This is a genomic window from Fredinandcohnia onubensis, assembly GCF_002734285.1.
GTDB lineage: Bacteria > Bacillota > Bacilli > Bacillales > Bacillaceae_L > Ferdinandcohnia > Ferdinandcohnia onubensis_A.
Genome location: NZ_NSEA01000008.1, coordinates 222,254 through 242,525, shown reverse-complemented (window position 1 = coordinate 242,525; position 20,272 = coordinate 222,254). Strand labels below are relative to the sequence as shown.

At 37.3% G+C, this 20,272-nt stretch carries 20 protein-coding genes; 15 read left to right on the top strand and 5 right to left on the bottom strand.

The window, feature by feature from the left end:
* The first annotated feature begins 31 nt into the window (after positions 1–31).
* Positions 32–523, top strand: coding sequence for a hypothetical protein (locus CKJ95_RS09135; protein WP_099353102.1), 492 nt, complete (start codon positions 32–34; stop codon positions 521–523).
* A 153-nt stretch (positions 524–676) separates the two neighbouring features.
* The gene (locus CKJ95_RS09130) at positions 677–4,462 is read left to right on the top strand and encodes an AAA domain-containing protein (protein WP_099353101.1); all 3,786 of its coding nucleotides are present in this window, start codon (positions 677–679) and stop codon (positions 4,460–4,462) included.
* 84 nt (positions 4,463–4,546) lie between these two features.
* Here the strand turns inward: CKJ95_RS09130 and katG are convergent, their stop codons facing one another.
* From katG to CKJ95_RS09115, 3 genes are all read right to left on the bottom strand, one after another.
* Positions 4,547–6,763 (bottom strand): catalase/peroxidase HPI, encoded by a 2,217-nt coding sequence (gene katG / locus CKJ95_RS09125; RefSeq protein ID WP_099353100.1) that lies wholly within the window; start codon positions 6,761–6,763, stop codon positions 4,547–4,549.
* A 937-nt stretch (positions 6,764–7,700) separates the two neighbouring features.
* Entirely contained in the window at positions 7,701–10,121 is a 2,421-nt protein-coding gene (locus tag CKJ95_RS09120) for a heavy metal translocating P-type ATPase (protein WP_099353099.1), read from the bottom strand.
* A gap of 13 nt (positions 10,122–10,134) precedes the next feature.
* Positions 10,135–10,455 carry an ArsR/SmtB family transcription factor gene (locus tag CKJ95_RS09115; RefSeq protein WP_099353098.1) on the bottom strand — a complete coding sequence of 107 codons (321 nt, stop codon included), beginning with the start codon at positions 10,453–10,455 and terminating at the stop codon, positions 10,135–10,137.
* Between the two features lie 245 nt (positions 10,456–10,700).
* On the opposite strand from CKJ95_RS09115, the gene CKJ95_RS09110 reads away from it, so the two are divergent.
* Together CKJ95_RS09110 and CKJ95_RS09105 are read left to right on the top strand one after the other, a co-directional pair.
* Positions 10,701–10,910, top strand: a complete 210-nt coding sequence (locus CKJ95_RS09110) for a nucleic acid-binding protein (protein WP_099353097.1) — start codon at positions 10,701–10,703, stop codon at positions 10,908–10,910.
* 163 nt (positions 10,911–11,073) lie between these two features.
* On the top strand, positions 11,074–11,529 hold the full coding sequence (locus tag CKJ95_RS09105) for an SRPBCC family protein (RefSeq protein ID WP_099353096.1): 456 nt from the start codon (positions 11,074–11,076) through the stop codon (positions 11,527–11,529).
* 62 nt (positions 11,530–11,591) lie between these two features.
* On the opposite strand, the gene CKJ95_RS09100 is transcribed toward CKJ95_RS09105, so the two are convergent.
* Positions 11,592–12,215, bottom strand: coding sequence for a LysE family translocator (locus tag CKJ95_RS09100; protein ID WP_099353095.1), 624 nt, complete (start codon positions 12,213–12,215; stop codon positions 11,592–11,594).
* Positions 12,216–12,461: 246 nt separating this feature from the next.
* On the opposite strand from CKJ95_RS09100, the gene CKJ95_RS09095 reads away from it, so the two are divergent.
* From CKJ95_RS09095 to CKJ95_RS09045, 11 genes are all read left to right on the top strand, one after another.
* Positions 12,462–13,136 carry a response regulator transcription factor gene (locus CKJ95_RS09095; RefSeq protein ID WP_099353094.1) on the top strand — a complete coding sequence of 225 codons (675 nt, stop codon included), beginning with the start codon at positions 12,462–12,464 and terminating at the stop codon, positions 13,134–13,136.
* Positions 13,126–14,490 (top strand): sensor histidine kinase, encoded by a 1,365-nt coding sequence (locus CKJ95_RS09090; protein ID WP_099353093.1) that lies wholly within the window; start codon positions 13,126–13,128, stop codon positions 14,488–14,490. Before CKJ95_RS09095 ends, CKJ95_RS09090 begins: the two co-directional genes overlap by 11 nt.
* Positions 14,491–14,630: 140 nt before the next feature.
* Entirely contained in the window at positions 14,631–15,125 is a 495-nt protein-coding gene (locus tag CKJ95_RS09085; protein WP_099353092.1) for a hypothetical protein, read from the top strand.
* Positions 15,126–15,128: 3 nt separating this feature from the next.
* Positions 15,129–15,779 (top strand): PspA/IM30 family protein, encoded by a 651-nt coding sequence (locus tag CKJ95_RS09080; protein WP_099353091.1) that lies wholly within the window; start codon positions 15,129–15,131, stop codon positions 15,777–15,779.
* 90 nt (positions 15,780–15,869) lie between these two features.
* Entirely contained in the window at positions 15,870–16,382 is a 513-nt protein-coding gene (locus CKJ95_RS09075; protein ID WP_099353090.1) for a hypothetical protein, read from the top strand.
* 165 nt (positions 16,383–16,547) lie between these two features.
* Complete coding sequence (locus CKJ95_RS09070) at positions 16,548–16,916, top strand: DUF4181 domain-containing protein (protein WP_099353089.1); 369 nt, start codon at positions 16,548–16,550, stop codon at positions 16,914–16,916.
* Between the two features lie 152 nt (positions 16,917–17,068).
* The gene (locus CKJ95_RS09065) at positions 17,069–17,272 is read left to right on the top strand and encodes a hypothetical protein (protein WP_099353088.1); all 204 of its coding nucleotides are present in this window, start codon (positions 17,069–17,071) and stop codon (positions 17,270–17,272) included.
* An 89-nt stretch (positions 17,273–17,361) separates the two neighbouring features.
* On the top strand, positions 17,362–17,901 hold the full coding sequence (locus tag CKJ95_RS09060; protein ID WP_099353087.1) for a DUF1572 domain-containing protein: 540 nt from the start codon (positions 17,362–17,364) through the stop codon (positions 17,899–17,901).
* A gap of 31 nt (positions 17,902–17,932) precedes the next feature.
* On the top strand, positions 17,933–18,208 hold the full coding sequence (locus tag CKJ95_RS09055; RefSeq protein WP_099353086.1) for a histidine kinase: 276 nt from the start codon (positions 17,933–17,935) through the stop codon (positions 18,206–18,208).
* A gap of 183 nt (positions 18,209–18,391) precedes the next feature.
* Complete coding sequence (locus CKJ95_RS09050) at positions 18,392–18,841, top strand: hypothetical protein (RefSeq protein WP_099353085.1); 450 nt, start codon at positions 18,392–18,394, stop codon at positions 18,839–18,841.
* Between the two features lie 132 nt (positions 18,842–18,973).
* On the top strand, positions 18,974–19,417 hold the full coding sequence (locus CKJ95_RS09045; RefSeq protein ID WP_099353084.1) for a hypothetical protein: 444 nt from the start codon (positions 18,974–18,976) through the stop codon (positions 19,415–19,417).
* Between the two features lie 86 nt (positions 19,418–19,503).
* On the opposite strand, the gene CKJ95_RS09040 is transcribed toward CKJ95_RS09045, so the two are convergent.
* Positions 19,504–20,271 (bottom strand): thiazole synthase, encoded by a 768-nt coding sequence (locus CKJ95_RS09040; RefSeq protein WP_099353083.1) that lies wholly within the window; start codon positions 20,269–20,271, stop codon positions 19,504–19,506.
* Position 20,272: the final 1 nt, after the last annotated feature.

The window sequence follows — 20,272 nt, the reverse complement described above, 5'->3', positions numbered from 1 at the left end:
TAAATAATTCAGGTCGAGGTGAAATTCACTTATGGCATCAAGACGACATGTTGTATTTAATTTAGCTATGATCATCATTTCGTGGCTATCATTACTATTTGTAGGTAAGCATCCCATCAAACGCTATTCTTTGGCAAGTTTTATTATCTTTATTTTTGAAATCATAAATCATGTTATAGGATACAAACGGAAGTTTTGGATATTTTATGGTAAGCCAAAATCTTTTTTAAGGAATGAACTTCCTTTTGACCTTGGTCCTTACATACCTATGTCGATTTGGCTCCTTACATTATCGTTTGGAAACTTTAAAAAGTTTGTGCTACTAAATGCAATCGGTCATGGACTCTTTGCGTTTCTGTTCATGCCTTTTCTCAAAAAGATTAAAATCATGCGTTTACACAGGTTAACCTATTTTCAGTTCTTTCTATATATACATTACAAAGCGTATTTATTATATGGACTACAGTATTTGGTGGAGAAGGTACGTCGTCCAAAGATTGAATGGAGTAGGTTCCTTAACTAAAATTAGTAAAAAGCTCAGAGCATATGCCCTGGGCTATTTTTATACCAATTCTTCAAAACACCACAATTTCCCATCTTGATGAAATATTCTTGCAAAAAGAAGTATATAATGAAACTATGTATTTGAACGAACTGAAAAATAAGGTGATCTAAATTGAAGGAAAAATTAACGGTTTTGAAGGATCGGTTGAATGACATTAGTCGGCGAAATCGGTCCATACGCATGTTAAAGGTATATAACAAATGGAATTTTGACTTGAGCGAAGTAGGTAAAATCAACAAAAATCCTCAAGATATCTTGGATGCGCTCATTAAAAATATTCGTCACGTTGAACTAGTGAAGCAAAACGTAAATGAGGAAGAATCTCTGCTTTTGTCGGGGAAATTGACAACCCTTTATCGGAATTTGAAGTCAATTGAGGACGAAACGGGTTTATACGATTTATATATTGGTTATCCGTTCATAAGTGGTGCGATGCTTGATGGAACGTACATACGAGCACCTTTATTTCTCCATTCTGTAAAGTTAGAAAGGGTGAAAGAACATGGAACAAAGTGGGTTCTTCATCCGATGGAAGATTCCGAGCCGATGTTAAATCGTCCACTCTTTTTAGCGATGCAAAAAATGAGCAATTTCTATGTGCCTGATGAAATGTATGATGAGGCAGTTGAGCAATCTGCTCAAATGGATTTTCTAGGATGGTTAACTTGGCTAAAAAAATACAATATCAATATCAACTGGTCAAATGCTCAAGAACTTGAACCTTTTCAAAATCTAACGTCTGACCTCATCCCCTCCTTTAAAAAGGGTGAGTTTCAATTAGACAATTATGCGATTCTCGGTCATTTTCCTCAAGGAAACTCGGCTATTTTAAAGGACTATGAGGATTTCCTGCAACAAATGGAAGAGGGCGTTTCTGATTTTGGCTTAGCGGGAGAATTGATGAATGTAGGGGAAGGGCCTTCTTCTACCTTTACAACCGATAATCTCGGAGAGGGTCAACAGACATCGGCTGAAACTGCTCCAAAAATAGAAAAAGAAAAGTTCTTTGTCCTTGATACGGATGCATCCCAGGAAGAAATCATCAATTCGATTGAAGATATCGAAGGCATGGTCGTTCATGGGCCACCTGGAACTGGGAAATCTCAGGTCATTGTCAACATGATTGCGAATGCGATTGCCGATAAAAAGAAGGTATTATTAGTCTGTCAAAAGCGTGCGGCATTAGATGTCGTTTATCAAAGACTCGACAGCTTAGGGCTTTCATCGAGTGTAAGTCTATTACATGATGAAAAAACGGATCGAACTAGCCTTTACCGCAAGCTTCATAATCGGTTAGTGAAAGATGAATTTGTACAGGAATTAGAGGTTGAATATGAACAACTCTCACAGAAAGTCGAAAAATGTGAGCAAGAACTGGATGCAATTGCTAAAGGCTTGTATGAAGCACAACCTCATGGATATCGAGCCTATGACCTGTACGGTCTTGGAAAACCGGTTAATCAACAGGAAGTCATTCTGAACTTAACGGCTGTGATTAATGATGTAAATAAGAATAATTTAGAAGAGGTCTTAACAACCATCTTTTCATACGGGGATTATTTTAGTCGATTTGGACAGGAAAACTATCCTCTAAAAGACCGTAAATCCTTTGCAAAGCTTGAAATTAAGGATCGTTTGACGATTGTTGAGATTCTTAAGAAGGTCACTGAGCAGGCTGAGAAAAGCATTACCTACCTTGAGCATTTTGAAAAGGATGAGATTACCCCGGAGTACAGCTGGGAAGTTGGCGGTAAGCTCGAAAAGATTTATGAGGACTTAAATCCGCAGGAGAAAAAAACACTTCAGAAATTGAGACTTTGGTGGTGGACTTCTTTTACCGGAAAGACGATCGTTGAAGAATTAATCGAAGGCGACAAATTTAAAGGCTTATCATCGACGGAGTGGCCAAAACTTAGAGAAAGCTTACGAATCCTCTATGAACTTTCAAATGTGTCAACTGACATGGCGAACGAAATGAAACAATTATCCGTTTATTTTAAGGATGAAAAGCTGCAGAAATATAAGGAACAAATATCAAAAGGGGATATTCCGTTATCTGAATTTCAAAAACAGCAGGAATATGTGATTCAAGATTTTGATGACCTTCGTAATATGGATCGAATCTATGATGAGAGTATGCCCTTCGTCAAAACGCTCATTGATGAATTAAAGGATAAAAGTAAAGAACAGCTTCATCGTGAACTAGCGAAAGAATGGGTTGAACATACGAAGCAATCGGCATATATTTACTGGATTGATGAAATTGAACGAAAGCATCCGGTGCTTACGAAGATTGGAACAGAAGAGTTTCATCGATTACGTACAAGATTTAAAGATCTTTTAGAAGAAAAGAAAGAACTTTCAGCTAAAGTCTTGCAAAATCGCTTAATTAAATCCCTAGGTTCAGTGAAGGAACAGCATTCTAAAGCGATAAAGGACATCACATACCAAACAGGGAAGAAGCGACAAATCTGGCCAGTTCGAAAGCTTGTAAAAAAGTATGCTCAAGAAGGTTTATTAGATGTACTACCCGTTTGGCTTGTATCACCTGAGACATCGTCAGCGATTTTTCCGTTAGGCAAGGATTTGTTTGATCTGGTTATTTTTGATGAAGCCTCACAGTTAACGGTTGAAAATGGGATTCCATCTGTCTACAGGGCGTCTAAAGTCATTATTGCAGGCGATGAAAAGCAATTACCGCCGAGTAATCTGTTTAAGGGCGGTATCCAAATTGATGAAGATGATGTTGATGAGGACGATATGGTCGTTTCAGAAAGTCTTCTGAATTTAGCAAAACGTGTGTTTCCGAGTAAAATGCTGCAATGGCATTATCGTTCAAAGTCTGAGGAATTGATTAATTTTTCAAACCATGCCTATTACAATGGCAATATTCAAATCGCGCCAAACGTGGAACATCTGAAGAATCCAGCGGCAATTCAATGGCGGAAAGTCGATGGCAAGTGGATTAATCAGTGTAATGAGGTTGAAGCGAAAGAAGTGGTCCTTCTATTGAAAGAATTACTTCAAAAGGATGCGACGAGGTCGATTGGAATCATTACCTTTAACGCGAAACAACAGGATAAAATTCTTGATTATATCGATATGCTAGCCGAGGAAGATGAAGAATTTAATACCTTGTATCATCAGGTCATGGGTAAGGATTTGGATGAACAAATTTTTGTGAAAAATATCGAAAACGTACAGGGTGACGAGCGCGATATTATCATCTTTTCGGTTGGATATGCGAAAGCTGAAAATGGCAGAGTCTATAATCGTTTTGGCCCGCTTGGACAGCAGGGGGGAGAAAACCGCCTGAATGTGGCGGTTACTCGTTCAAAAGAAGCGATCTATGTTGTATCGAGTATTGAACCGAATGAACTGGACGTATCAAAAACGAAAAATGTCGGACCAAAGTATTTTAAAAGTTATTTAGAGTACGCGCAGGCTGTTTCGAATCTACAGAAGGAGAGAATCGGAGCTGTCCTTTCAGAACTGAATGAAGAGATGAACACACAACGACAAGAAAAGGCTCTTCATTTTGATTCACCATTTGAAACACAAGTGTATGAACAATTAACGGAAATGGGATATAAAGTGGATACACAAGTCGGCATGTCCAATTATCGAATTGACTTAGCCGTGGTGCATCCTGAAAATGAGTCGAGGTATATTCTCGGAATTGAATGTGATGGGGCGATGTATCATAGCTCACCATCTGCGAAAGAAAGAGATGTGTACCGACAAAAATTCCTCGAAAACAAAGGCTGGACCATCCACCGCATTTGGAGCCGAAACTGGTGGAAAAACCCAAGCGCTGAACTTGAGGAAGTCGACCAACTCGTCAAAAAAATTCTCGAGCAAGAAAAAAATCTCGAAAAAGTACAACAAATGATGTAGTGGGAGCCACTGTCCCAAAAGAAAAAAACCCTTCTGTGCGGTTTCACAGAAGGGTTTTTTAGGTTAACAGCCTTTATTCAACAATTAGTTGCTTGTAAGTTGAGCTTTCTTATTTTCAGTTGATTTCAGGTCAAAGCGATCTGCATTCATTACTTTTACCCATGCAGCAACAAAGTCTTTTACAAACTTCTCTTTGTTATCATCTTGTGCGTATACTTCAGCAATGGCACGTAAAACTGAATTTGAACCAAATACAAGGTCTACTCTTGTTGCTGTACGGACAACATCGCCTGTTTTGCGATCGCGGCCTTCATAGACGTTTTCTCCTACTGGCTTCCACGCCACTCCCATGTCGAGCAAGTTAATAAAGAAGTCATTTGTAAGTTGACCAACACGGTCAGTGAATACACCGTGCTGAGTGCCACCGTAGTTTGTACCTAGAACGCGCATACCACCGATTAGAGCTGTCATTTCTGGGGCAGTAAGACCAAGAAGTTGAGCCTTATCAATCAGAAGCTCTTCTGGGCTCACACTATACTGGTTCTTTTGATAATTACGGAAGCCATCAGCAACAGGCTCTAGTACGTCAAAGCTTTCAACATCCGTTTCCTCTAGTGTTGCATCGCCTCGACCAGGAGCAAATGGAACCGTTACATCAAAACCTGCATCACGTGCAGCCTTTTCGATTGCAACACTTCCTCCAAGAACAATCAAATCAGCTAGACTGATATCGATATCTAAATCTTCTTGAATGCCTTCTAATACCTGGAGCACTTGTGCAAGTTGTTCCGGTTGGTTTACTTCCCAATCCTTCTGTGGTGCTAGGCGGATGCGTGCGCCATTTGCACCTCCGCGATGATCGGAGCCACGGTACGTACTTGCAGAAGCCCAAGCCGTTGTCACAAGCTTACTTACTGTTAGTCCAGAGTCTAGAATTTTCGCCTTAATTTCTGCGATTTCGGCATCTGTTAATTCAGCGTTACCAGTTGGTACAGGATCTTGCCAGATGAAATCTTCTTCTGGAACCTCTGGACCAAGATATCTTGCTTTAGGACCCATGTCACGGTGGAGTAGCTTGAACCATGCACGAGCAAAGGCATCTGCAAACTCATCCGGATTCTGATGGAAACGACGAGAAATTTTCTCGTATTCTGGGTCATGACGCAATGCCATATCCGCAGTGGTCATCATTGTTGGGACCTTAATAGATGGGTCTTCAACATCTGGTGCAAGATGCTCCTCAGCAGGGTCTACAACAAGCCATTGCCATGCCCCCGCAGGACTCTTTGTTAGCCACCATTCATATCCAAACAAGAGATCAAAGTATCCATTGTCCCACTGTGTCGGATTCGCAGTCCAAGCACCTTCAATTCCGCTACCGATGGTGTCACGGCCATACCCTTTTCCATGAGAACTTTGCCAACCTAAGCCCATTGCTTCAATAGGAGCAGCCTCAGGCTCTGGACCAACTTTACTAGGGTCTCCAGCACCGTGTGCTTTACCAAACGTATGTCCTCCAGCTATAAGTGCAACTGTTTCTTCATCATTCATTCCCATTCGAGCAAAAGTTTCACGTATGTCTTTCGCACTTGCAATCGGGTCTGGTTTACCATTCGGACCTTCTGGATTTACATAAATAAGTCCCATTTGAACAGCAGCAAGCGGATTTTCAAGGTCACGTTCGCCAGAATAACGATTTTCACCTAGCCATTCTGTTTCAGTTCCCCAATAAACTTCTTCTTCAGGCTGCCAAATGTCTGCGCGTCCTGCGCCAAATCCAATTGTTGGGCCACCCATATCTTCAATAGCGACATTACCTGCTAAAACAAGCAAGTCTGCCCAGGAAATCTTATTCCCATACTTTTGCTTAATCGGCCACAGGAGGCGTCGTGCTCGATCAAGTAGAACGTTGTCTGGCCAGCTGTTTAAAGGTGCAAAACGTTGGTTACCCGTTCCACCGCCACCTCTGCCATCACCAATACGATATGTACCAGCAGCATGCCATGACATACGAATAAACATTGGACCGTAATGTCCATAGTCAGCAGGCCACCAATCTTGACTGTCTTTCATCAGATCACGAAGATCTTGCTTAAGCGCATCATAATCCAATTTTTTAAATTCCTCTGCGTAATCAAAGTCTGCTCCCATAGGATTCGATTTTGTATCATGTTGGTGGAGAATGTTCAAATTTAACGCATTTGGCCACCAGTCTCGATTCGTAGTACCACTCGTTTTGTTACTAGTAGTAGCCCCATGAAACGGGCATCCTCCGATGTTGCCATTGCCTTTAGTATCCATTACTTACATCTCTCCTTCGTGAAAAATTAGTAAATTTATTATTTCATCTAGTTTAAGAAACTAAGATGTTACTAATTACTTTAATGAGATTGTTACAATAGAAAATGGGCTAATTTGAAAGAAATATAGACTTTTAGAATTCTAGAACATCAGGACTATTATATTAAGATGTATAGCTAATTATGATAGATAGATTAATGCAAACGATGAAGTCTTATCATAGAGGAGGGTAAATTCTGTAACGAACATGAAGAAGTATAGAGCTAATATTTTGTATATTTCCATTATAATGAAAATGAATAGGGGAAGGCAAGTTATAAGCCTTAAGGGAGTTGGTTTTGTATATTTCCCTTAATTGAAAACTTGACATTAACTATTGTCTTTGTTCGAATAAGGGGATAATTTTAGCTGTTTTGAAAGTGGATATTCCTTTTTTTGGAACTTCCGAATGGTTTTATAATGCCAAACTATATAAAAGCATACGGAATTCATTTTTACGTATGCTTTTATCGCTTTTTTACTTAAAAATGATACGTAAATGGAAAATTTTTGAATTTGTTGTCACTATTAAAAGTATTTCTTCCTTTTCTTGGAATTTGCGAAAGGTTTTAGTTTGCCAAACTATATTAAAGCATACGCATTTCTATTTTTCGAATGTTTTTATCGCATTTTCAACCACAAATGATACACAAATGGATACTTTTTACAATTGTTGTCTTTTTTTAAGGAATTTTCGAATGACTTTATACTATTAAACTATATAAATGCATACGTGCTGAAAATACATTGGAAATCCAAAATGTAAAAGCTTGGGGTTCGAAAATTCCCTCAAGCTTTTTTGTAGTTTATTTACATTGTAATTGATTTTACTAATCTAAATATATAATTTAACCTGTTATGTTGAATTTTCTCCACGTTATCTGAATTATTTCAACAATTACTCCTTCACTTTTAAAAGTCTTAACGCATTTAAGATCACAATGATTGCAGCTCCGGTATCGCTTAATACCGCTAACCAAAGTGTTAACCAACCAGGGAAGATAAGAGCTAGAGCCACGAATTTGACGATTAATGAGAACCAAATGTTTTGCTTTATGATCGTCAACGCTTTTCTACTAAGTTTTACCGTATGTGGAAGTTTTTCAAGGTTGTCTGCCATTAAGACAATATCAGCAGTTTCCATCGCTGTGTCAGTTCCAGCACCACCCATAGCAATTCCCAGATCAGCCGTAGCGAGTGCAGGTGCATCATTTATTCCGTCTCCAACCATCGCTATCATTTTGCCTTCACTTTGTATTTGTTTGATGGCATTAACCTTGTCTTCTGGTAAAAGCTCTGCAAAATAGCGGCTGACATTCGCTTCCTTTGAAATCATTTTAGCTGTGCCTTCATTATCACCAGTTAACATGACAACTTCGTTTATACCAACTTGTTTTAATCCTTTTAATGCTTCTACAGTGGTCTGTCGAATCGTATCAGCAACAGCAATAATACCGATTATTTTAGTCATTGTACCGATCATTACGACCGTTTTACCTTGATTCTGAAGTTTAAGAACAGTTTCGGTTACATCCCCTAATGTAACGTTCTTCTCTTCGAATAATTTTGGATTCCCTGCGTAATAGATTTCTCCATCAAGAGTTGCTTGTACTCCTTTACCGACAATGTTCTTAAATAATTCACCATTTTTGGGTTGTATTCCATTAACCCGAGTATATTCAACAATGCTTTTTGCTATTGGATGTGTTGAGTATTCTTCTAATGTCAAAGCAATCGACAATAGCTGCTCGTCATCCGTATCTATGGCAATTATTTCAGTTACCTTTGGTTTACCTTCCGTTAATGTACCTGTTTTATCAAAGGCAATGGCACGAATAGCACTAGCTTTTTCTAAGAACGTACCACCTTTGATTAATATACCATTTTTTGCTGCGTTTCCGATTGCAGATACGATTGCAACAGGTGTTGAAATCACTAAAGCACACGGACAAGCAACAACTAATAATTCAAGTCCTCTGTAGAACCATTCACCATAGGTTCCCAAACCTAGTAGAGGGGGGAGTACCATGACAACTAATGCTAGAATAAACACAATCGGCGTATAGATACTTGCAAATCTATCAACAAATGCTTGTGTTGGGGCTTTTTGTTCTTGTGCTTCTTCCACTAAATGAATAATTTTAGCGATCGTTGTATCTTCCACCAACTTTGTCACTTTTATCTCAAGTGAACCACTTTCATTTATTGTTCCCGCATAAACAGTATCTCCGGTTGCTTTATCAACTGGAATCGATTCACCAGTTATCGGGGCTTGATTTACACTGGATTCACCGTGTACGATTTCACCGTCTAGCGGAATTTTATCTCCAGGTTTCACGATCAAGATATCACCGATCGAAACCTCTTCAACTGGTTTTTTAATTAACTCTGAACCTACTTTTACGAAGGCTTCAGATGGAGCCAAATCCATTAAATTTCGGATGGAGTTTCTTGTTTTTTCAATTGACATATTTTGAAGGGTGGTTCCAAGTGCGAATAACCAAACAACCGTTGCACCCTCTAACCATTCTCCAATCAAAGCAGCGCCAATCGCCGCAGCAGACATGAGGACATTCATATCTAATGAACGACTTTTAATTGAATAATAGGCACTTTTTACAGGTTTATATCCACTAATAACCATTGCAACTGCATACATGAGTGTTGTTAATAGGGTAGAAATGCCAGTAAAGGAACTAATAAACCCCACAGCAATCAATATTCCAGAGAAGATAATCCCACCATTGCCACTTAAGGATTTAGGTGATTCATTTGACTTTTTACTAGTAAATAAAGAAGCTTTATATCCTATTTTAGACACTTCAGAAATGATATCGGCAACATTGTTATCGTGTTCAATTTTCATTTTGCCAGTTGAAAAATTCACACTTACATTTTTTACTGCAGGGATGGTGTTCAAGTGGTTTTCAATACTTTTTGCGCAACTTCCACAATCCATTCCTTCAACGTTAAAGATTCTAACATTCTTGTTTTGGAGTAGTGGTTCAATGCCATATCCTAGTTTTTGTACTTCACTTTCCACCTGGTCAAAGGAGGCGCTGTTTTTACCGACTATTTGTAGTTTAGCAGTATTATAATTTACTTTAACGTCTTGAATGTCCTGCAAACCACTTAATCCTTTTTCGATCGTCAAGGCACATGAAGGACAATCCATTCCGTGAATGCGAAACTCTGCCTTTTCACCAATAGCGGCAAGTGTTTCTTGAGGTTTAACCTCTGAATGACTACCGCAACAAGACGTGCTCTCCGTAGCAGCATCTGCGGTTTTTCCATTTGAACCACAACATTTATCAGCCATTGAATCCACCTCCCTAATCTATGTGACGTTCACAACAAGCTACATCATTCTGAACGTCTTCAAAAACTGTATTAAACATCATTAATAAATCCCGTACTTGTTCATTACGTAAGCTGTAATAAACGTATTTTCCTTCTTGTCTCCCAACGATGAGTCCACAGCCTTTTAAACATGCTAAATGCTGTGAGATATTAGATTGATTGCCGTTAAGGTCATCCACAATTTGAGAGACAGCTTTTTCTTGATCTTTTATACTATCAAGAATTTGGATACGTGTTTTATCAGCAAATCCTCTAAGGAATTTTACTTTCGTATCTATTTCCGTTTGAAGCATGAGATTTCCCCCTTATCATATTAGTTTTAACTAATACGTTCTGTTTAGTATCATATTAGCAATCCCTAATATGTGTGTCAAACCTTTAAAAAATTGGATATATGTAAATATTGAACCATTCATATTACACCGATATATATGAAGTAATTAAGCAAATTTCATAATCAGAGACTACTATTAAAAGGACTTATTTAATCTTTATAGAAATAAGAGATAACAATCGTTTAAAAAAAGGGGCTTTTAAAGTGTTGAAAAGAATTTGTAATCAATGCCAAACTCAAATGATAGAGGGTTGTAAAGTGACTGTTGAGGGTGATTTGGCTGGAGTTAAAATTAGTCAAAAAAGGAAAGGTTTTTTCAATAATGTATCAGCAAAAACAAAAGCTTCAGTGTGTCCCAATTGTGGCTATGTAGCTCTATACATTGATGAATTTAAAGAATTCAAACAGCAATAAGTTTTAAAAGCTAAGATAGACATCGCTTCAAAAATTTATAATAGTATTGAAGTAACTGGTTCGACAGTCCAAGAAGGATTAACGCAAATTATTTTGAAATTATTTAGCTACGGGGCAGTAGAATTGGTAATTAAAAATATTGTTCCTACAAAGGAGATAGCAAATGCCTATTATTAAGCATAAGCAATTTATCCAAGCACCTGTGGACGTATGCTTTGACCTTGCAAGAAACGTTGATATACATATTGAAACTACTGCTAAAACAAAAGAAAAAGCTGTTGGTGGGATTACGCAAGGGCTATTAAAAATTGGCGATACTGTTACTTGGGAAGCTACTCACTTTGGTATTAAACAAAGGCTAACAGCAAAAGTAACTCAAATGGAAAAGCCTGTCGTGTTTGTTGATATTATGGTGAAAGGAGCTTTTAGGTCCTTTACACATACCCATCAATTCAAAGAAGAAAAAGGTGGGACTCTAATGATTGATACATTTGAGTATACGTCACCTTTTGGTCCACTTGGAGTTATTGCAGATAAGTTATTTTTGGAAAAGTATATGACTAACTTTATCATTTCTCGTACAAAAGAACTAAAAAGAATCGCAGAGAATGTAAATTAGTTTAATCAACTAATGGGTGCATTAATCTACGAAGGATTAATGCACTTTTCTGATAGTAATTATTATTTCTGGCTAAAAGCAATTTTCAATCCGATTAAGGTGAACAGTGAACCTTGAATAAAATTAATCTTTTTAGAGATTGTTGGGTTTTTACGTAAGAATGACCCTACTTTCCCAGCAAAGATACTGATTAACGAGAAAATAACTAAAGTCTGGATTAGAAAAAGCATGCCATAGACAAGCATTTGAATCGAAACATGACCATTTTCATAGTTAATAAACTGTGGGAAGAAGGCTAGGAAAAACAAAGAAATTTTAGGGTTTAATAGGTTCATAATAACCCCTTTTTTGTATAAAGACTTATAGTCTAAAGTATCCTCGTTTTTAAGGTTAAAATCCGAATCTTTTTCTTTGAAAGACTTATATGCTAAGAATAACAAATAGGCCGCTCCTGCATATTTAACTACCGTAAATGCAAAAGCTGATTGATAAATTAGAGTGGAAATTCCGATCGTTGCAGCTGTAATATGTACTAGTAATCCCGTGCAGAGCCCAAGCGTAGTAAATATACCTGCATTTTTCCCTTTTGCTAGACTCTGCGCCAACGTAAATAAATTATCTGGACCTGGCATTAAAGTAAGGATGATTGCCGCGCTTAAAAAAGATAGTACAGATAGATAATCCACGTATATCCCTCCGATTTTTTAAGGTTAATATTACCATAACTTAGCTTAGTTAGGTTAAAGAATTAAAAAACATTGCCGTATTTTTTTCTGAAAAGTATCGTTATCTAGGACGTATGCTGGCATATAACTCTTTGCACATTGGAGACATTCTACGGTTTATTAACCCTTTTCACTCTATTTTCACCAAACTTTGATATGCTCTTGGATAAAAGTTTATACTGTAAGAGGCTAAAAGAGGTGATAATTGTGAAAATTTTATTGGCAGAAGATGATGATTATTTAGGAGAGTTAATTGTACATTTATTAAAGAAAAAAGGAATCGAGACGGTTGATTGGGTAACAGAAGGTGAAGATGCTTATGAATATGCAATGGCATCTTACTATGATGTTCTTATTTTGGATTGGATGATGCCAAATGGTGATGGAGTCACAATTTGTCGACGACTACGAGAGAAAGGATACAGTGGAGCAATCCTCATGTTAACCGCAAGAGATGCTCTTTCTGATCGGGTAGAAGGACTAGAAGCGGGGGCAGATGATTACTTAATCAAACCATTCGAGATTGCCGAATTGCATGCGCGCCTAAAAGCGTTATCCCGTAGAATGCTTGCTCCTATTCATGAGGAAAAAGTGTTCATTAAGGATCTGGTTCTAGAACGGACAAGTCGCAAGGTGTTTCGAAACGGTGAAGAAATCTACTTAACACCACGTGAATTTCAATTATTAGATATGCTCGTAAAAAATAAGGGACAAGTCTTAACAAGGGATCTTATTTTGGATCGGATTTGGGGCATTGAAGCAGATATCTCTATGAAGACCATTGATGCCACGGTGAAACTTTTACGAAAAAAAATCGACCGAAATGTGAAAGACAGTCTAATCGAGACAATCCGTGGAGTGGGGTATAAAATTGAAACGTAATTTATGGATGAATAAATGGCTTAAACGGGATCAAAAAGACGTTTTTTCCCGAACACAGATGCGGTTAACTATCTATTACAGTGCAATCCTTTCCTTATTTTTAATTGTTTTTGTCGCAATCGTGCTTTTTATTTTATTTCGCGTCATTATAAGTGAAGAAGAACGGAAATTAAACGAGATTGCAGATGTGGGAATGCGTGAGCTTCAACAATCATATTCAAAACAACGCGATAATCGGTTTCGTGATGAGAATAGATCCTTATTTTTAAGTGAAAATCAATTGTTTTATTATGTAACGAATCCAAATGGAGAATTATTGACTTCGATCGAGTCGATTAGACCCATGCGCCCGTTGTTTTTAGATCTCATTACAGATTGGAACATTTCCAAGAATGAAATCAAACAGGTGCGGGTAGCTGTTCCTACTGACTTACCTGAATATCGGCAGTTTCGAGATTTAGAAATGAGAGTCTTAATGCTCGGACGTCCAATTATCAGTAATGGGGAGTTTTTGGGGATGATGTATATCGGCCTTGATATTACGTATTTTGATACCATCTTCAAATGGGTCCTTATTGTGTGTCTAAGCATCGCTTTGCTTTTTATTGGCGTGGCGATTTGGCTGAGTAACATAATGTCGAGAAAAGCACTGGTCCCATTAGAAACAGCCTATAACCAACAGCGAGAGTTTGTCGCGAATGCATCGCATGAGCTGCGTACACCGCTTAGTGTCATTTTTTCTTCCCTCGAGGCACTTGAGTTGGAAGAGAAGGAACGGGACGCTTTTTCTCAGAAAATGATGAGGGGAATGAAGGATGAGGTCAAACGAATGACAAAACTAATCAATGACCTTCTAACCCTTGCCCGATTAGATTCAGAAGAGGAGAAAAATGGAATAGTCAAGGAATGGTTTGATTTTTACCCGAATCAAGTGCTGGAGTCATTTATTAATCTTGCGACTGAAAAAGGTATAACTCTATCATTACATGCCACCGAACCTCTTCGTATATATGCAGACAAGGATAAACTGATTCAGTTATTATATATCCTCCTTGATAATGCGCTTAAGTATACGAGTAGTGGCGGTACGGTTACTGTTCACATCCAATTATCACAACAAAAGGATTTAATAATCACGGTTAAGGATACAGGCTTAGGAATATCAGAAGAAGATCAAATCCGGATTTATGACCGATTTTTTAGAGTGAATAAAGCAAGAACTAGGAAAGAAGGGGGTTATGGCCTAGGTTTATCAATTGCCAAAAGGATTGTAGATGCCCATCATGGTAGGATCAAGATCAAAAGTGAATTGGGAATGGGAACAGAATTTGAAGTAACCATCCCTTTAAAATAATGCATGCAAAGACGGTTAAAAAACTGTCTTTGCATTTTTTTATGATTTTTTTCATAATGACTTTTCATTTTCACCTAATTTTCTCTTTCAATCTTTATTATTCAAAATGTGAACAGGAAGTTGAAAAGGAGGTGATAGAGATGAAGAAAAGAACACTACTAATCGTGATTTTAAGTACTATCACATTGTTTTTCGTTTATCAGATTGGTCAATACATCATGACGATGACAATGTTTTCTCACCGAGGCATGGGCGGTGGCTTAAGACATCATGGCGGCCCAAGAAGTATTCATCATGATTTTGGTATAGGAGGTCATCCATTCATGTTTTCGGGATGGGGCCTCGCGTTGCTGACTCAGATTTTCCTAATCGTACTTGGGATCATCCTTTGGAAAACAGCAAAAAACAACCGTATGAAAAAATGGCTAGGGATCTCACTTTTAGCTATCGGGATGATTCTGCTTTTACCTAAAATCATTTTGATTCCATTGGCAATATTCGTGGGATATATGGCATACAGGAGCAATAAAGACAATAAGGAACTCAGTTTTTCTTACGATATGAATGGACAAACAGTAAGTTCACATTCTGATTACCTAGATCAATGGGAAAAGAGAACCAAAATGGAGGAATAGAAAATGGGTGTAATAAAACGAGTAAAGCGTGTATTTGTTGCTGATCTACATGATATGGTTGATAAAATGGAAAATCCAGTAAGTTTAATCAAACAATACTTACGTGAAGTAGAAGAACAAATCGAAAAAGGCAAAGAAGCTTTACGTCAACAATATGTCGTTGAAAAGAAATATGAACTGTTAATAACGGACGCGGAACAAACCATTTCCAAACGCGTAAGGCAGGCAAAGCTAGCACTTTCTAAAGGTGAAGAGGATATCGCAAAAATTGCCTTACAAGAAAAGGTTTTAACAGAGAAAAAGCTTGTAACCTATAAAGAGCAACTGGAACTAATTAATGGAAAAACGCAAGAGTTGGTTGAGCAACTACAAACGCTTCAACAAAAATATGAGGAATTAACTCTCAAGAAGAATGAATTGATCTCCAGAACGAATGTTGCTGTCGCACTAAAAAATATCAATGAGAATACTTCATCCTTCAATGCCGATCAAGCGATAAGTGGGTTTGCAAGAATGGAAGAGAAGGTTTGGGAATTGGAAGCAGCATCTAAGGCACAAAGGACCATCTCTGTAAATCAAAAGATTCCAGCCCTGAATCCGCTAGTTGCAAATGAAGTCGATGAAGAATTACAAAAACTAAAGGAAGATCAATAAAACATTTATAAAAGGATTATAGGGATTGTATTTTCTATAATCCTTCTTATCAAGTTGTTTCAATCATTAATTCGTACAGGAGGAAAATAGATGAACAGAAAAAGTGTCGCTGGATATACAATATCAGTTGTTTTAGCAATCGGATTAGCATTTGGAGTAGGGACCAATGTTCTCGCAGCGGAAGGTGATTCGAGTACAACTAAGGTTGTAGAGAAGGCTCGTCAAACATTAAGTACTTTAAGTGATGATACCCGTGAAAAAGCACAAGTCATAATGGATGAATTAAAAGCGAGTTTATCAGATATTGGTGTTGAGTTACCTGAAAAAGGAATACGCGGAGACATGTTTGCTGACATGGATGAAGTAACGCAAGAAAAAGCGCAAGCCATAATGGAACAAGAAAAAGCAGGCACTATCACACGAGAAGAAGCAGAAGCACAATTAACAGAGCTAGGAGTGGAGTTGCCTCGTAAAGGAGAACATAGGGATATGTTTGAAGACCTTGATGCTGAAACAAAGGAAAAGGCAGAAGCTTTACTAAATGACGCAAATGAACAGTTACAAGAACTGGGTATCGACCACTTTCCATTTAAAGGACAATAAGAAGGACACTAAAAATATAAGAAGAAAATGGTATATTTTTGTAATCGGGCACTTACCTTTAAGGAGGATAAGTGTCTTTTTTGTTGAAGTTATTGTAATAACCAACTAGGTTACCTACTAAACTATTTTTTAATATGAACGCTGTTTGGATGGAGGTGGGTCACAATGACCATTACTGGACGTATCGTAGGGTTATTACTTATATTCTTAATTTATATAATGTTGTCAGAGTTGTATCTAAAAAGGACGTTACATATTAAGGAAGTTAGAAAGAGTATATTAAGTGAAGGGAGAAAAAAACTCTTTATTATCATAGAAATCATTCTTATTTTTTTATTTGTTTATAGTACATTTTATTTTATGGATACACCTCTTTTTATACTTCCAACGTTTCTATTCTCTACTTGTCTATATTTCTTTAGAGGAATTGAGGAATGGCATGAGAGGAAAAGTGAAAAAGGCTATTATCAAGAGTGGCTGACTTCGTTAACATTTTTCGTTATGTTTTTATTTATGTTATTTGGAGAATTTTAACGATGTTCAAAAGTGGGAAGGATATCTAGGTATTTGCATCGTAAATTATTTGAATGTTAACTATATTATAGATATTTATGTTAAAATATGGATAGTATTGGAATGTTTCGGTCTCTGCAAAAAGTGAAGATAAATTATAAGGAGTGGATCATTTGCTAAAAAGAAACATCGGAATATCCCTTATATCCATTTCAGTCATTTTGATTGGAATTAAGTTGATTGTTGAATTCATCGGTGGCATACCGGTTGCGGGAACAATTATTAATATTAGCACATTTACATTTTTAGCAGGGTTATGCTTTTTAGCTTGGGGAGAATATGACAAGCATAAGGGTAATAAGAGGAAAACAGGGTAATACACTTAGGATATTTTATCTTTTTCTTGAAACCTGCTCAGAATTCTTGAGAATTACCTGTGAAAGGCATATTCTTGGAGGGAATCACTATGAATATTGGAAACGAATATTTAAGAATCGTCATTGAAAGATTTAAAAATGTAAAGAGCCTCGGGGATAAGACCATACAACAGTTAAATGAAGAGGAAATCCATTGGACTTATAATCATGAATCCAATAGCGTTGCGATCATCGTAAAGCATGTAAGCGGGAATATGGTTTCAAGATGGACTGATTTTTTGACTTCAGATGGGGAAAAAGAATATCGAAATCGAGATAATGAATTTATTGATGATCTCTCCTCTAAATCAGAGGTAATTAAGGTTTGGGAAAAAGGTTGGGAAGTACTATTTTCTACCATAACCGATTTGGGGGAGCAAGACTTATTAAAAAAGATTTACATTCGTGGAGAAAGTCATTTGGTGATAGATGCTATCGAAAGGCAAATGGCCCATTACGCCTATCATGTCGGACAAATAGTGTATATAGGAAAACTATTAAAGGACAGCAATTGGGAGAGTCTCAGCATTCCAAGAGGGAAATCCGAAGATTATTTAAAGAAAATGCTTGAAAAACACAAAGATAAATAATAACTGAAACAAAGTAAAGTGAAGTGGTGAGATGAAAAAATACTTGAGCTTGATTTCATTCGTGTTGATATTTACTTTTCTAATTTTAACTTTTATAATCCCTGAAGCATTGGATTCCTTACCTGAATCCTTAGACTTATTGTTATTATTATTCCTGTTACTTGGATCATTCATTACCGCATTATTTAGTGTAAAAGGGCGGTTAAAAACAATTGCATTATCTATTTCCTCCCTCGGTATGTTCGGTTTATTAGTCATCTTTATTTTCGTGATTAGTATGATGCTGTTCGGAAACTTTGGAACATAAGTGTATTTTAAAAAAATAATAAATTCGTTTTGCGTTTCTGTTATACACAGGAACGCTTTTTTTATTAGAAAGCGCAGTATAAAATTTTTTAATAATTATTATCTTCATAATAATGAATTATTTAGAATATTATGTTAATATTACATTAAAACCTATTTTGAAAGTGTGAAAGCGAGGTGGCGAATGACGGGGTATAAATTTGTTTCAAAAAAGAAATGGACTCGAGAAGGGATACATTCAATAGTATATGTACTTATCATTACCATTATAAGTATATACTCCTACATATCGTTTAATGCAGGAGATTTCACCCATCCCATTATAAGTATTATCTTAATCGCTTCAATTATGATTGCGATACTAAGAGCAATATACTATTTTAAATTAGATAAAAAAGACTATCTTATCCTTGAAAGCATTTCCTTATCAATTTACAGGGGATTTTTCTTACCTAGAAAATTGATTCTATTTAGCCAAGTGGAAGAAGTTGTTCAAGTTAGTGAGGTCGTTTTATTTATCATGAACAATGGGAAGGAAGAACAAATTTATACGGATTTCTTATCAAATGAGGACCAAGTAGAGCTGATAAAAACACTAAAAAACATATTTGATTCTAAGGCGGTAGGGTTTTAACGACATCCGATGAAATGGCTATCTTTATTTATATATTACCGTTATCTAACAGATGTAGATATCACCGTGTTAAGCCATCCTAAATAAGGGCGTTATTTTTTTAACGTTTCTATAAAAAAGGGGGATTAGCACATGAGGAAATCAGTAACATCGATCTTAGGTGCAGCTATATTAGTTGTCGGACTTGCAGGATGTCAAGGTAACGAAAATAACTTTGATACCCAAAATGATGGGGATGTAAAAATTTTGGATCAGAGAAACGATAATGGTCATGGTTTCAATCATAACGACAGACATAACAATACAAATGGTGATAGCAACATCATGAATGATGGTAACCAAGATTGTAATGATCTGTATTATGGCCAATCTGGTACCGGTACGACAGGAATTGGAACAGGAACAACTGGAACCGGCGGTGCTGGTGGAATGGGAACTGGAACAGCGGGTAGTGGAGCTGGTACAGGCGCTGGTGTTACTGGAGGTCCTGGTGCCGGTACGACAGATACTGGAAATAATGGTTGTGGAAATGGTGCTGGTACAAACGGCGCTGGATTAGGATCAAACAACCGCTAAACAAGTAGTTGTAACCATATATATTCCCAGTGGCCTGGCCCTTTAAGCATGCTTAAGTGGTCAGGCCCTTGGTATTAAAGTAATTGTTAAGACCCTACTAACCCTGTTAATGGGCTACTTGCTACAGCGTAATCTTTTTCTTCAATGCGTCCGGCCTCATAGCCTAGTCTTCCTGCTTCTAACGCAAGTTTGACAGCACGTGCCATTTTTACAGGATCCTTTGCACCTGACACAGCTGTATTTAAAAGAACACCGTCTGCGCCAAGTTCCATTGCATAAGCGACATCCTTAGGTGATCCAATTCCTGCATCAATAATGACCGGAACTTGGGACTGCTCGATAATAAATTTTAGATTTAATGGATTAATGATTCCTTTACCTGAACCAATTGGACTCGCCCCCGGCATTATCGCATGAACACCGAGATCCTCTAATCGCTTAGCTAGTACTACATCATCTGACGTATACGGTAACACAATGAAGCCTTCATTGAGGAGCATTTCCGATGCCTTCAACGTTTCGATTGGATCTGGTAAAAGGGATCTATCATCTCCAATGACCTCAACTTTAATCATGTCACACAAACCAGAAGCTTTAGCTAGTTTTGCGATTCGAACCGCTTCCTCAGCTGTTTTAGCTCCTGCTGTATTTGGAAGAAGTGTATATTTCGATAAGTCTAATTGCTCTAAAAAATTAGGCTGACTTTCTTCAAAAATGTTCATTCTTCTCACAGCAAACGTTAAAATTTCAGCATCCGAAACCTCAACCGCTTGTTTTTGAATCTCAAAAGATGGATATTTTCCTGTTCCTAATAAAAGTCTAGACTGGAATGTACGATTTGCTATTGTTAACATG